Source organism: Salinivibrio sp. SS2 (assembly GCF_001722075.1).
GTDB lineage: Bacteria > Pseudomonadota > Gammaproteobacteria > Enterobacterales > Vibrionaceae > Salinivibrio > Salinivibrio proteolyticus.
The window spans coordinates 1-13,867 of record NZ_MEBP01000123.1 but is presented as its reverse complement, the minus strand read 5'-3'; the positions used below and the strand labels follow the sequence as shown (position 1 = coordinate 13,867).

The 13,867-nt window shown below is 50.0% G+C and carries 14 protein-coding genes; 10 read left to right on the top strand and 4 right to left on the bottom strand.

Annotated elements, in window-relative coordinates; genetic code table 11:
• Positions 1-6 precede the first annotated feature (6 nt).
• Both menC and BGK46_RS14800 read left to right on the top strand, forming a co-directional pair.
• The gene (gene menC, locus BGK46_RS14805; RefSeq protein WP_069590535.1) at positions 7-996 is read left to right on the top strand and encodes an o-succinylbenzoate synthase; all 990 of its coding nucleotides are present in this window, start codon (positions 7-9) and stop codon (positions 994-996) included.
• Positions 993-2,393 (top strand): AMP-binding protein, encoded by a 1,401-nt coding sequence (locus tag BGK46_RS14800; RefSeq protein WP_084781518.1) that lies wholly within the window; start codon positions 993-995, stop codon positions 2,391-2,393. Before menC ends, BGK46_RS14800 begins: the two co-directional genes overlap by 4 nt.
• Here the strand turns inward: BGK46_RS14800 and BGK46_RS14795 are convergent.
• Together BGK46_RS14795 and BGK46_RS14790 are read right to left on the bottom strand one after the other, a co-directional pair.
• Positions 2,390-4,252 (bottom strand): MFS transporter, encoded by a 1,863-nt coding sequence (locus BGK46_RS14795; protein ID WP_069590531.1) that lies wholly within the window; start codon positions 4,250-4,252, stop codon positions 2,390-2,392. The genes BGK46_RS14800 and BGK46_RS14795 overlap by 4 nt on opposite strands.
• 182 nt (positions 4,253-4,434) lie before the next feature.
• Positions 4,435-4,830, bottom strand: coding sequence for an NINE protein (locus BGK46_RS14790; RefSeq protein WP_069590529.1), 396 nt, complete (start codon positions 4,828-4,830; stop codon positions 4,435-4,437).
• A gap of 201 nt (positions 4,831-5,031) precedes the next feature.
• On the opposite strand from BGK46_RS14790, the gene BGK46_RS14785 reads away from it, so the two are divergent.
• Entirely contained in the window at positions 5,032-5,895 is an 864-nt protein-coding gene (locus BGK46_RS14785; RefSeq protein WP_069590528.1) for a Tim44 domain-containing protein, read from the top strand.
• Positions 5,896-5,951: 56 nt separating this feature from the next.
• On the opposite strand, the gene BGK46_RS17235 is transcribed toward BGK46_RS14785, so the two are convergent.
• On the bottom strand, positions 5,952-6,218 hold the full coding sequence (locus tag BGK46_RS17235) for a YkgJ family cysteine cluster protein (RefSeq protein WP_084781516.1): 267 nt from the start codon (positions 6,216-6,218) through the stop codon (positions 5,952-5,954).
• Between the two features lie 164 nt (positions 6,219-6,382).
• On the opposite strand from BGK46_RS17235, the gene BGK46_RS14780 reads away from it, so the two are divergent.
• The 7 genes from BGK46_RS14780 to BGK46_RS14750 all read left to right on the top strand — a co-directional run bounded on the left by BGK46_RS14780 (position 6,383) and on the right by BGK46_RS14750 (position 13,566).
• Entirely contained in the window at positions 6,383-6,820 is a 438-nt protein-coding gene (locus BGK46_RS14780; protein ID WP_069590526.1) for a YcgN family cysteine cluster protein, read from the top strand.
• A 449-nt stretch (positions 6,821-7,269) separates the two neighbouring features.
• Positions 7,270-8,130 carry a helix-turn-helix domain-containing protein gene (locus BGK46_RS14775; RefSeq protein ID WP_069590524.1) on the top strand — a complete coding sequence of 287 codons (861 nt, stop codon included), beginning with the start codon at positions 7,270-7,272 and terminating at the stop codon, positions 8,128-8,130.
• Positions 8,131-8,214: 84 nt separating this feature from the next.
• Entirely contained in the window at positions 8,215-9,564 is a 1,350-nt protein-coding gene (locus tag BGK46_RS14770) for an MATE family efflux transporter (RefSeq protein WP_069590522.1), read from the top strand.
• Between the two features lie 193 nt (positions 9,565-9,757).
• Positions 9,758-10,117, top strand: coding sequence for a hypothetical protein (locus BGK46_RS14765; protein ID WP_069590520.1), 360 nt, complete (start codon positions 9,758-9,760; stop codon positions 10,115-10,117).
• Positions 10,118-10,166: 49 nt separating this feature from the next.
• On the top strand, positions 10,167-12,290 hold the full coding sequence (locus BGK46_RS14760) for a protein-disulfide reductase DsbD family protein (RefSeq protein ID WP_069590518.1): 2,124 nt from the start codon (positions 10,167-10,169) through the stop codon (positions 12,288-12,290).
• A complete protein-coding gene (locus BGK46_RS14755) occupies positions 12,287-12,805 on the top strand; it encodes a protein disulfide oxidoreductase (RefSeq protein ID WP_069590516.1) in 519 nt (172 codons plus the stop codon). Before BGK46_RS14760 ends, BGK46_RS14755 begins: the two co-directional genes overlap by 4 nt.
• Before the next feature lie 29 nt (positions 12,806-12,834).
• Entirely contained in the window at positions 12,835-13,566 is a 732-nt protein-coding gene (locus BGK46_RS14750; protein ID WP_069590514.1) for a DsbA family protein, read from the top strand.
• Here BGK46_RS14750 and BGK46_RS17785 read toward each other — a convergent pair.
• Positions 13,528-13,867, bottom strand: a 340-nt coding sequence (locus tag BGK46_RS17785; RefSeq protein ID WP_217492743.1) for a hypothetical protein, incomplete at its 5' end; no start/stop codon positions are given. The genes BGK46_RS14750 and BGK46_RS17785 overlap by 39 nt on opposite strands.

The following is a 13,867-nucleotide window of genomic DNA, read 5'->3' as shown; positions in this document are numbered from 1 at the left end:
GTGAGTATGAGGCAGGCACGGATCTACCACTATAGGTTACCGATCCAGTCGGGCGTATTTGTGCGCGACCAGCGACTGGCTGAGCGGGAAGGGTTAGTGGTTGAGCTGAGCGAAGGCGCACGTCGCGGCTGGGGCGAAGTGGCGCCTCTGCCGGGGTTTAGCCAAGAGAGCTTTGCACAAGCACGCCATGCGTTGATTGCCGCTACCGCGGCATGGTGTGATCACCGCCATGTGGCGATGACGCAATTACCGCCCTCAGTCGCATGGGGAGTGAGTGTGGCGCAAGCGGAGTTGGAGCAAAAGCTACCGACGGAGGCGACGTTTGCGACTGTGCCTGTCTGTACGGGCGATCCTGATGCGCTCTTACAAGCCTTGAGTGGACCAAGTCAAACGCCATCACCGCAAGCCAAGGTAAAAGTAGGCGAATATGAGGTGGCGCGCGATCGGTTGATGGTCACGACCTTACTGGAGGCGATTCCGACATTAACCTTGCGACTGGATGCCAATCGGCGTTGGCGGCCAGAGCAGCTAAGCCAGTTTTGGCAAGGTTTGAGTGAGGCACATCAACAGCGGATTAGCTGGATTGAAGAGCCCTGTGCCGACCCCTTGCAATCACTGCGCTGTGCGCAACAGCTGGGCTTTCCTCTCGCTTGGGATGAGACATTGCGTGATCACGATGACAGTGAATTGATTGAAAGTGAATACGCTTCAGTGTGGGTACTCAAGCCCACCTTGATGGGCGATCTTGCGTCACTGACAAGCTGGATTGATAGCGCGAAAACGCTTGGCAAGCAGGCTGTGATCAGTGCTGCGCTAGAATCAAGCCTTGGACTCACACAGCTATCACGCTTTGCCACCTGGTTAACGCCTGATGTGGTTCCTGGGCTTGATACCCTGAGTATCTTTGCTCATCAACTTGATCGTACGTGGCCGGGTGCGCCGCAGCCATTAGCGCCCCTACATGACCAGCCCCTTATCTGGGTGAATACATTGTGACGGCCTCGGCGTTCGGATTTAAGGTATGGCCGTGGCGGCACTGGGCTGACTGTGCGCCAGACTCGCTTGCCATCGAGAGTGACACCTCACTGACATGGCAGGCGCTGGTGGCGGATGTGGACCGTCAGCAAACGCAGTTTAATGCCGCGCCAGTGGTGGTGTTCGACAGTCGTCTTGCTCCCCAGCGCTTAGTGGTGGGCCTGCTTGCTGCATGGCAAGCAGGCAAGATCACCTTAGTGCTCAATCATGCTTTAAGTGACGACGTGAAAGCCGCCGTGTTGGCTGAACTTGGCGAATTTCAATGGCTGGACCGCGCTCAAAATGAGGCAAGGGGAGCCGACGCGATATCGATAGCGTCTTGGCAACCACGGCAACCGCTCACCATGACGCTGACATCGGGATCAACAGGAAAGCCCAAAGCCGTGGTACATGCCGCGCATCAACACCTTGCCAGTGCGGCAGGTTTAACCCAGATGCTGCCGTATCAAGGGCTGTCTGAGTACGAGGAGAGGCCGAGCAGTAGCACCGATAGTTGGTTGTTATCGTTGCCGCTTTTTCATGTGTCGGGGCTGGCTATTGTGTGGCGCTGGTTATTCAAAGGTGCCACCCTCTCCATTTTCCCTTGTCAGGGAGAAGCTTTACCCGAATCACTGACTCGGGTGACACACGCCTCCTTGGTGCCCACACAACTCTATCGCGCCTTACCTTGGTTGGCCGCGAGGCAAGCACCTTCTCGACTTAAGCATGTATTACTGGGCGGTGCAGTGATTCCCGCACGATTGACACAACTAGCTGAGCAACAGGGCATTGCTTGTTGGTGTGGCTATGGCATGACAGAAACCGCATCGACCGTCACGTTAAAGCGCGCCGATGGCCATGACGATGTCGGTGAGCCTTTGCCGTATCGCGCCGTTGCGCTGGCGAGCGATGGTGAAGTGATTCATCGTGGCGACACGCTCGCGTTAGGATATTGGCAAGCGGGACGGTTAAAGGCGCTTTCGGCAGAACAAGGCTTAGGCTCCCGGGATCTGGCGAGATGGGAGACGCGCCGCCAGCGATCTGTGTTGCGCATTATCGGGCGTAAGGATAATCAGTTTATCTGCGGTGGAGAAAATGTTCAGCCTGAGCGTATTGAAAATCACTTACTCCAACGAGACGAGATCAGCCAAGTCGTGGTTGTCCCGGTTATTGACCATGAATTTGGCGCGCGTCCAGTGGCGATAGTGCAAAGCACAGCGCAACTGGATCAGGCGCAATTAACGGCGCATTGTCATTCGCTAGCGCCTTATCAACGTCCCATTGCTTTTTTGCCGTGGCCGATATTAGAGCAGGGTGCCAGTATCAAGCCGTCACGTTTGCAGCTTGCCCAATGGGCAAGCCAGCAAATCGAACACTAAGGCCGGTCGGCACGTAAGCGAATCACCTCGTCGCGCATATACGCGGAGGTGGCTTTTTCCGGCTCCACGGCGGGGCCGGCCACCACAGTCACCTTTGACCAAAAGCGTTTTGGCAGTTTTAACATGGCCTTGCCGCCATGTCGGCTAAAATAACTGCCCCATAAGCCTTGCAGTGCCATGGGTACAACAGGGACCGGTGAACGCTGCAGAATCATATCCATGCCACGGCGGAACTGGTCTATTTCACCATCAAAGGTCAGGTGCCCTTCTGGGAAAATCAACACCACTTCGCCATTATCTAACGCGCGTTGGATCTCATTCATCGCGGCGCGAATGGTGCGTCCTCGGTGACTGATGGGGATCACTTTTGAGGTGCGGAAAAACCAATGCAGCACGGGTAATTTGTACAAGTCTTCAAACATCACAAAGCGAATCGGACGATGACAAGCACCCGCCAGCAAAAGCGCGTCCATGTAGCTGACATGATTACAAATCAGTAAGGCTCCCCCTTGTTCGGGAATATGGTGTAAATCTTTATGCTTCACCCGATACAAGGTGTGCGTGATCATCCACGTAAAAAAGCGCAGTGCAAAAATCGGCACCAACTGACTGACATAGATAGCCACCAATAAATTGAGCACTGTCAGTAACAGGAAAAACTCGGCAATGGAGATTTTGATCACCACCAAGAGGGTGATGCCAAGAATGGCACTTGCCACCATAAACAACGCATTGAAGATATTGTTGGCGGCAATAACGCGTGCACGCGCGGCTTTATCGGCGCGCTGTTGCATCAAGCTATACAAGGGAACAATAAAGATCCCACCGAACACGCCAATCATCAATAAATCGATAAACACCCACGTCAGTGCCGGATCGGTCACAAAGGCGATTAAATCGCTGTGCACAGTTGGGCTGGCGGGCGTGGCAAAAAATAAATGCAACCCAAAGCCGGTAAGCCCAAGGCTTCCCAAGGGGACGATACCGGGCTCGATACGGTGGCCGGACAGCTTGTCACACAGCAGCGCGCCCACCGCGATACCGATTGAAAATAGAGTCAGTAAGAAGGAAACGCCGGTTTCAATCCCGCCCAGCAAGGCGGTGTATTTAGGAAATTGGGTCAGGTAGCTTGCACCAAGAAACCAAAACCAGCTGATACCTAAAATGGCCTGTAAGGTCACTTTGTCTTGGCGTGCAAAACGCAAGGTTTGTTTCATCAGTGCGATGGGTTTATAGCGCAGATTGAGGGTTGGATTACCGGCAGGCGCGGGAGGGATCGCATGTGCCGATAGCACGCCCAGCAGTGCAAAGGCTAATACCGCGGCGCCGGCAACCACATTGGCATGTGGGTGATGAGCGATAAATCCGGCGAGTAAGGTCCCGAGTAGAATAGATAAAAACGTGCCGGTTTCGACGAGCGCATTGCCCGAGACCAGTTCTTTATCGCTCAAGGTTTGTGGTAGCAGAGCGTATTTTACCGGGCCAAAAAAGGCGGACTGGGTGCCCATCATAAACAATAATCCTAGCAGCACTGTCCATGATTCGTAATACAAGGCAATCGCGGCGCTCGACATAATTACGACTTCCAGCCATTTCACGCGCCGCATGATAAGGGCTTTGTCGTATTTGTCGGCAAGTTCACCGGCAAAGGCAGAAAACAGGAAAAAAGGCAGAATAAATAGCCCCGCCGCGGCATTAATAAACAGAGTTGCATCCATTGGCAATTGCTCGGCGGAAGCAAATGCGACCATGATCACCAACACGTTTTTATAAACGTTATCGTTAAAGGCCCCTAACGCCTGTGTGATGAAATAGGGCAGAAAGCGTCGCTCGCGTAGAAGCTGAAACTGTTGGCTCATGAGTACATCGGTCCGTTTAGCGGTGCAATAAGCGACTTATACTAGCAAGGCGAGGCGAGTGCGCAACCTTTAAACGGGTTGCGCATCATTAGGTTATGCGATTGGCAATCAGTGTTCACACCCGGTATTGGCTTTGTCAGCAGGAAATAACGGTTATTGATTACAGCCAGTCGATAGTGGCGTTAGGCAAATTTTTGGCTGTTTTTTATTGAGACTTGATCATTCAACGTCCAAAAATCATATAGCACGCCGAGTAAGAAGAAACCGCCCGTAAACAGGTAAATGACTCCAGTGATCCATTTCCCCATGTACATACGGTGGACCCCAAAGACACCTAAAAAGGTCAGCAGTAGCCAAGCAACGGTGAAATTGGTTTGTCCGCTACGAAAACGTAGATCCGCTTCCTTATCCATTAGCGGGATCAAGAAGAGATCGATAATCCAGCCAATCCCGAGCAGGCCGAAGGTAAAAAACCAGAGCGTCCCAGTGACAGGTTTACCATAGTAAAAACGGTGTGCGCCAAGAAAGCCAAAGATCCAAAGCAGATAACCGATAAACTTGCTGTGGGTATCATTCATGGTCCAGTCCTATCAATGTAAATAAATGCGTTGTGAGCTTGGAGTCGTGACAGCGTAAATGGTTCCTTGAGTGCGCCAAACTTCGCGATGGTTCCCGAATCCGGTGGTGACGTTTGGTAACAATTAATGTCAGTCATAGGATTGACTTCACTTCCAGACACTCTAGCATGACATCAGTCATAAACCACAGATGAAGCAATCATGAAAAAATTACTCTCTGTCGCAGCGTTGATGTTTGTCTTCGTTGTTTCAGCGCCTTACGCAGAAGCCAAGCGCTTTGGTGGCGGTAAGTCATTTGGCAAAAGCTTTAAAACCGCCCCCGCCCCTAAGCAAAAAACAACCGATACCAACACCATCAAACAAAGCCCGACCAAAAGCAGCAGTAAAAAAGGCTTGATGGGTGGTTTACTCGGCGGCTTACTCGCCGGTGGTTTGTTGGCGGCCTTTTTTGGTGGTGCCTTTGAGGGTATCCAATTTATGGATATCTTAATCCTTGGTTTAATTGCCTACCTGATTATGAAGTTCTTGCGAGGCATGACACAGGCCAAAGCCAGTGCTCAGGCGCAAGGGCCAGCTTACGCGGGACAAAACAAAGGCTATTATCACGAACAGCCCTCAGCGTTTCGTAACAATGCTACAGACACCAGCGCGACGTCGGGTGGTTTCGGGGAAACACAAACCGATGTCCCCTTTAACTTCCCGCCACAATTCGACATGCAAAGCTTTTTGAGTGGCGCGCGCGAACACTACCGTATTTTGCAAGGCGCTTGGAACCATAACGAACTGGAGAAAATCCAAGAGTACGTGACGCCAGCGCTGTATAACGACTTAGCCGCCGAACGTGCGCGATTAGGCGGGGAGCAACACACCGAAGTGATGTATGTGGATGCTGAGATTGTGCGTGCCGATTACGACAGTTGCACTGCCCAACTGAGTTTGAAATTCACCGGTCGTTTCTGTGATCGTGTCGAGGGTGTAGAAGAAGATATCTCGGATATTTGGCATCTGGAGCGTGATTTGACCCAGTCCAATGCACCTTGGTTGATCGTAGGTATTCAAAGCTAAAGCGAGAACACGCGTTTCGCTACAATAACGCTAGCTCATCACTGGGCTGGCGTTTTTTATGTTGCCGCCTCAAGGTAAATTAAGTTATCTAACGCTTGTTGGGTACTCTCACCGCACACGTCTTTGTCAGCGCTAAAGGCACTACACACCTCAGGTCGCTCAGGACGACCAAACAGTTTACATAAATTATGCTCGTCGAGTTGGACACATCGTGTTCCAGCGGGTTTACCGTCAGGCATACCGGGTATTGGAGAGGAAATACTCGGGGCAATACAACACGCGCCGCAGCCTAAACGGCACGAGAATGTCGGCGTAGTGGGCATAAAACCTCGGTATCGGAGAAAAACGGGCAGGCACTCTACCATTGACGTTGGTTGTCGCCAAGTCGGGAAGGGAAGGTCGCTTGCACTTTACCGCTATGATGGTTATAACAGCGGCGCAATGTCGTTACCGCCACAAAGCGGAAAAATATAAGAGAGTACACATCATGAGCACGCCTTTTTGGCAACAAAAAACCTTGGCGCAAATGAGCGACGAGGAGTGGGAAGCTTTATGTGACGGTTGTGGCCGTTGCTGTTTACATAAGCTGATCGACGAAGAGACCGACGAGCTCTACTACACCAACGTGGCGTGTAGTCTGCTCGATGATAAAACGTGCTCATGCAAAGACTATCCCAATCGCTTTTCTTATGAAGAGTCATGCCTCAAGCTTACCCGCGATAAAATAGATGAATTCTATTGGTTGCCAGAGACTTGCGCATACCGCTTGTTGGCGGAGAATAAACCGCTGCCTGAGTGGCATCCTCTTATCACTGGCTCAAAAACGGCAATGCACCAAGCAGGGATTTCGGTCAAAGACAGCGTGGTATACGAAATCGATGTGATTGATTGGGAAGATCATATTTTGAATCATCCTGCTCGATAGTAACACTTAATAATGACCAATGGGTTATGAAGCAACTAACTCTATGACTTGATCAAGCCTATGGTTCATGAATGTTTGTCAACATTTTGGGCTGTAAGTCAGTTATCCTGACCAGAAAGCGCAGATGATAGGGAAAAGGATATCCCACAAACTAGTGTGAACGTTGACAAGCGAGCCATGAGCCTCAGTGAGTCCATCATTGTTACCATAGTTAGAACGGTGCAGCTTATGCTTGCACCAAAAGCCACAAACAAAACCCTCGATTCATCCTGCCCATGAGCTGAACATGTTGTGGTATAAGTATCTTCTTTAATTCTATATCTTCCAAATACTCATTATTGTAAGGCGTAACATTGAGTATTTTTTCAGAGTAGATGACGATATATATTAATGGAAATATGCAGTATAAGATTGGACAGTTTTGACAAAAGGGCCCGAGCCGACATTTGATGAATACAAAAAGACATATTCCCCACGTTCAACTATCAGCTAATCAGTTTTGTCGAGCAATAGAGATCTCCAGCGAACAAGAAGGTCCGTTTCTACTCCCTCATCGTCATGATTATTGGGAACTGGTTTGGTGCCAAGAGGACAGAGGCACACAAAGTATAGATTTTGTTGAATATGAAAACCGCTCTAATCGTTTTTTCACTATCGCGCCAGGTCAAGTGCACTTATCCAAATTTATGGGTGACAATGTCCGTCTATTGTTGTTTTCTCCTGAGTTTGTAGGGACGGATCGACGTAGCAACCAACTTATCAGTACTATCTTCTCCACTTACGGTGATCGTTCACCCTATATCGATTGTGATAAACAAGCCGTCAAATATCTGGAGCCGCTGTTTACTATGTTGAAAGAGGAGTGTGATCATAGTGAAAAGCCTTGTGATTGGGATTTGATGGAATCACTCACTAACGGCTTTTTACGCTACCTGTCTCGTCACGCTAAGGCTTCAACTAAGGGAAGGGAAAAGCGAGATACACGTGTTCGGAAATTGATGGAGCTTATTGAGCTGCATTTTAAAGAAGAACGGAAATGTGAGTTTTATGCATCTAAACTTTCTCTTACAAGTAAGCGCCTTAATGAAATTGTGAAAAGCGAACGAGGCAAAACTGTCACGCAATTGATTCACAGCCGCATTATGCTTGAAGCTAGCCGCGATCTGGCGTTCTCCACGAAAACGATCAAAACCATAGCTCTTGAGATGGGCTTTGAAGACCCTGCCTATTTCAGCCGTTTCTATCGCAAGCAAATGAATGAGTCACCCAAAGAATTCCGGCTAAGATGTTCAGATAGTGCTGCACTATAGGGGAATCGTCCATTTTTTATCTGTCTTTGTGTTTCGATAATACCCGTAATTCTATTTACTAAAATCGGGTTTTACTGACTCCTTATGGCTATTAATCTCAAAAACGATCCTATTTCAAAATCCTTTTATCAATACCTATGGCCTGCTCTTACGGGCATGCTTATCAAGTCACTGTTTATCATGAGCGATGCTTTGGTTATCGGACTTGGTGTTGGCTCTGATGGGTTAGGGGCAATCGCGCTCATCACACCCCACTTTTCAATTTTTACCGCTATTGCGATGATGGTCGGCGTTGGCGGTGCTGCCAAAATGTCGATAGAAACAGGTAAGGGAAGCACAGAGTCAAATCAGATCTGGTTTAGTCAATCCATCTTGCTCATTCTCACGCTCTCTTCTTTGGTCGCTATAGGTTCGTTCATTTGGTTAGATGAGCTACTTAACTTCATTGGCGCATCAGGTAACATCGCTTTGTTGGCACACGATTATATGTCGGTTATGCTGCCGTTTTTTGTGGTTTACTCGCTCGCGTGGGTATTGTCGAGTTTTATTCGCAATGATACCAATCCCAAACTTGCAACTTATGCTATGTCCATTGGAGCAATCGTCAATTTGTTGCTTGATTATCTCTTTATTATGATCTTTGACATTGGTATGAAAGGTGCCGCATACGGCACAGCCATCGCGCAAACACTTATCGTACTGATCCTAATGACTCACATTTTTCGAAAACAAGGATCTTTGAAGCCCAACCTCAAAGGTATCGGTTTAAATAGAGCAAAGGAGATCATGGGTCTTGGCTCGCCTACTTTTTTTATCGAACTGACGACTGCTATGACCATTGTGCTGTTCAACTATGTGCTACTGGCACAGTTTGGCGACAATTACATTATTGCTTACGGTCTGACAACCAATGTTGGCGTATTTGCACTGTTTGTGATGGTAGGAATCGCGCAGGCTTGCCAACCTATTATTAGCTTTAACCACGGGGCGGCACGCTCAGAACGAATTGATGAGACCCTCAAGCTGGGTATGAAGGCCGCAATAGGAAGCGGTATCGTTTTTTTACTAGGAATATGGCTTACTGCACCTATGATTGCGTCATTTTATTTGGGCGACGCTCATGACTTAATACCAATCGCAGCAAGTGCATTAATGTTCTACTTTTGGGGTGTGCCTCTGATGGGATTCAACATAGTTATCGGCAACTTTTTCCAAGCAATTGCTAAACCCAAACAAGCAACATTCATTTCGTTAAGTAGGGGATTCGTGTTTGTTGCAATCGGTGTGGTGCTGTTGCCAAAGGTGTTTCCTCAAGACGGAATTTGGGCTAGTGTTTTCTTCGCAGAATCGATAACCGCTTTTATTAGTTTATCCATGCTATTCGGGTACCGACGAAACAAAATGGCCCCTTACAATGAAAGTAGCGCTATGTAGAGATAGGTCAACGCTTAAGTAGGGTCACTCTAGCCGCACTCAAATTCTTCCACTCGGCTGGAAATGCCTTTTTTGTTAAGACGGCACTGTATCGACATGCAAGCCACGGCGTAAGGCGATGGTTCTTCGCGGATAACCCATTGTTTATTTTCTGTTGTTGGGCATAATGATCGCCAACTCGACAGGAGGTGGAATGCAAGAGTATGCACGTCGTTCTAAAGCTGGCTGGGCCCTCGCGGTAGCGATATGGGTTCTGGCAGTGTGCGCCTTGCAAAACCAACTGAGTTGGCAATCAGGTGTGCAAGCCGCTTGCCAAGCATTGACTATGCAAGACCAAAGTGATGATGCGAGTGCGGTTGGGAAAAAATGTGCCCTGTCTGAGCAGCTGGTTCAGCCTACCGCGTTGACGCTCGATTGGCTTCCCGCGCCACTTTGGTGGCTGATTGTATTACTTGCGGTCATGGCGACGGTGAGCGTATCGATTACCTTACCCACTCACGACCCACCCACCTATCGGCGACGGCACCTTTGTTTTTGTGTGTTCCGAGAATAAAGCGCCTGTTTTTGAAATGGCGTATTTATTCTTAACAAGGAACAGACTTATGAATCGAATCAATGACTATTGGCACACTGTTAAACAAGGTCGCGCTTGGCCAGCTTGGGTCTTGCTGCCGTTGTTGTCTTTGTGCTTACTACTACTCACTCCACTTGCACGAGCGAATGCCCCAGATACCGGCTGGCTCAGCAATCCTGATCATCCGCCGGTGACGGCACGTTTAGCGTTAACTGGGCAAGGGCGTCCAGACACACTACGCCTCGATGGTTTACTTTCTATCCGCTTGCAAGGTGATTGGAAAACATACTGGCGCTCGCCCGGCGAAGGGGGCGTGGCTCCCGAATTGATTATCAATGACAGCCAAAACCTGAACCAGATTACTTGGCACTGGCCGGCGCCGAAGCGCTATGAGCAGCTCGGATTGACCATGCTCGGCTATAAAGGGCAGGTTGCTTTCCCTCTGACATTGGATGTTGAACACTGGCAACAGCCGGTTTCACTGGATGCGACGCTGCGCTTGTCATCGTGTACCAGTGTGTGTGTGATCACTGACTATCCTATTTCGCTCGACTTTACGCCTAGTGCACTAGAGGCCGATGGCGAGCGGATGTATCAGTTTAACCAAGCGATGAGTCAGGTGCCCAAGCCACTCCCAAATGTGACGCTTGATTCTGCGGTTTGGGATGCCAGTAAACAGCAGCTCGCCGTCACCGTGACGGGCAACCAAGCTTGGCAGCAACCTGACCTCCTAGTGGATGGTGAGGCGGTGATTGATGACACCTTTGGGTTGCCGAGTATCCACCGTGATGGCAATACGCTGACCGCGACCTTTGATGTAACCAATTGGATTGAACCCCCCAATCTTACCGACAAGCCGATTCAGGTTACCGTCATGGATAAACAGCTACTTGCCGAGCATAGCATCACGGTACGAGCAGGCCATGTGGTTGCACACGCGGGACTTTCTATTTGGGTGATTGGCGGGATTGCACTCTTGGGCGGTTTGATCTTGAATGTGATGCCTTGTGTACTCCCCGTTCTGGGACTCAAACTCAACAGTATTGTTGCGAACCCTAACGCCACTCGTGGTGTCATTCGTGGCCAGTTTTTGGCCTCAGCAGCTGGGATACTCGTCTCCTTCTGGGCGATTGCTGGATTACTGATGGCGCTCAAGCTAACAGGACAAGCGGTGGGTTGGGGCATCCAGTTTCAAAGTCCGATCTTTATCGGGGTCATGACGCTGGTGATTTGGCTCTTTGCCCTGAGCCTATTCGACGTGCTGCGTATTGATTTGCCCTCAAGCTGGCAGACGTGGCTAGCAACACGCGGGGGTCACACCCACAGTGGTCATTTTGTGCAAGGCGTGTTTGCGACCTTACTGGCCACACCGTGTTCGGCCCCTTTCCTTGGCACGGCTGTGGCGTACGCACTGGGCGGCTCTTTGACGGCACTATGGCTGATTTTTACCGCGCTAGCGATTGGTATGGCGCTGCCGTGGCTGTTGGTCGCCGCTTTCCCGGGGCTGACTCGCGCATTGCCAAAACCCGGCCCGTGGATGAACCATGTCAAACGGGTCTTTGCGCTGTTGCTGGCTGGCACCACAGTGTGGCTATTCTGGTTATGGATGCCTTATCTTGGCGTCTTAGGTGCAATAGCAGTAGGAACATTGTTGCTGGTTGCTACTGTGTGGCTGACATATCGGACCCTTGGCAAGTTGGCAGCAATTCAAGGCTCGGCTGGGTTGCTGGTTATTATTGTGCTTGGGCTGATAGGAGCGTCCTTGACCGCGCAGCACTGGGCAACGCCCCTCAATCCTGAACCAGATTGGGTAAGCCTTGATGAAGCGGCAATCACGCGCGCCGTCGAACAGGGACAAGTGGTGTTTGTCGATGTGACCGCCGATTGGTGTATTACTTGCCATGCCAACAAAGTAGGGGTGATGCTACAGTCGCCCGTCTATGATGCGATTACCGCGCCGAATGTAGTGACGATGCAAGGTGATTGGACCCGTCCGAGTGATACCGTGACGCAGTATTTGCAAAAGCACCAGCGCTATGGCGTGCCGTTCAATATTGTCTATGGTCCGGGTGCACCTGATGGGATCGCGTTGCCGGTGATTTTGACCGATAACGCGGTGATGGCCGCGATTGAGCGGGCGAAAACACCATGACGGCCACTCAAACGAAACTGTCATGGCGTCAGCGGGTCAAACGCGGTGCGCGTGATCTGTGCTGGCTCATCGTGTTTGTATTGATATCGAGCACTGCCGTCGATTGGTGGCGAAGCCGTGATATCGATACCAGTCAGGTGCCGGTGACATCGATGCGTTTACTAGATGGTCGCCAACAAGATTTGGTTGCCATGTCGCAACAAGAGCCGGTGTTGGTCTATGTGTGGGCAAGTTGGTGTGGGGTATGCCGTTTTGTGACCCCCTCGGTAGATTGGCTAAGTGGTCATGCGCAAGTGGTCTCGATCGCGTTACGCTCGGGCTCGGATAAACATGTGGCCGGATACCTTGCTCATCATGGTTATGATTTTCCTGTGGTGAACGATCAAAGCGGGGCGCTTTCTAATGCCTTTTCAGTGAAAGTAACGCCCACCGTGATGGTGATCGAACAAGGAAAAATTACTTCAATTACAACCGGATTCACCACGCCCCTTGGCCTATGGTTGAGACTGTTGTAATGCATTTATATCAATAAAAAGGAAACCCAATGTCCTTCACTCGTTATATCGCGCCATGTGTAGCGCTCATGATGCTAGCCATGCCTGCTAGTGCCAAGAATTTAAGCGATACACAGCAAGCGCAACTGGATGAAATTGTTAGCTTGTTGGAAGATAACCCCAAGCTAATTGCCAACCTTAATCAGAGTTTGCAGAAGTTTGTTGAGCAGCAGCAGACGTTTAAGCAGAACCTTGCCAAACGTCGCGACTGGTTTGAGTCTAAGACCCATAGTTGGATTGGTGCCGAAAACCCAGCCGTCACTGTGGTGAACTTTATGGACTACAACTGCCCGTACTGTAAAAAGTTGGAAGATGAACTGCAAAAACTGGTGGCCGCGCATGATGATGTCAAAGTCATCAATATTGCCGTGCCACTTAAACAACAAACCATTGATGAGCTGGGCACCAACTCTGCGGTATATGCCATGAATGTATGGCTAGAACAGCCAGAGGCTTTTGCACAAGTTCATGAGTTGCTGATGAAAAAACGTGGTATGCATGATGCGCGCTCGCTAGAGAAAATCGCCAAGAAAACCAAGACCGAGCAATGGCTAAAAACGCCAGAAGAAACAGGAAAAGCGGTGGCGGATAACTACCGAGCCTTTGTTGAGCTGGGGCTGCGTGGCACGCCAGCGATGATCATTGGCGATCAAGTCGCGCCGGGCTATTTACCTTATCCGCAGCTAGAGGCCATGGTTGAGGCAGCGAAGGCAGAGGGCTAGGTCTGTACCACTAATGCTAACAGTATGAAAGCCAGTCATATTTTGACTGGCTTTTTTTGTTTGCCCAGCGAAGCTGGCAAACCCGTCAGGTTGAAAGAAACCTGAATCGCCCCGACTGAGGGGAAGATAATCCGACTCGCAAGGGCGTTGCTGGCCAACGGCAGGGTCTGAAGGAAGCGATAGGAAGTTAGAGGCACACAACGCAAGTGAACCTGTTTCGGCTTGATAGGTGGGTAAGCGTGCAAAATAGCGTGAAGTCCAATACTCAGTCAGACCTATCAAGTTACTTAGGGTGGCGTAT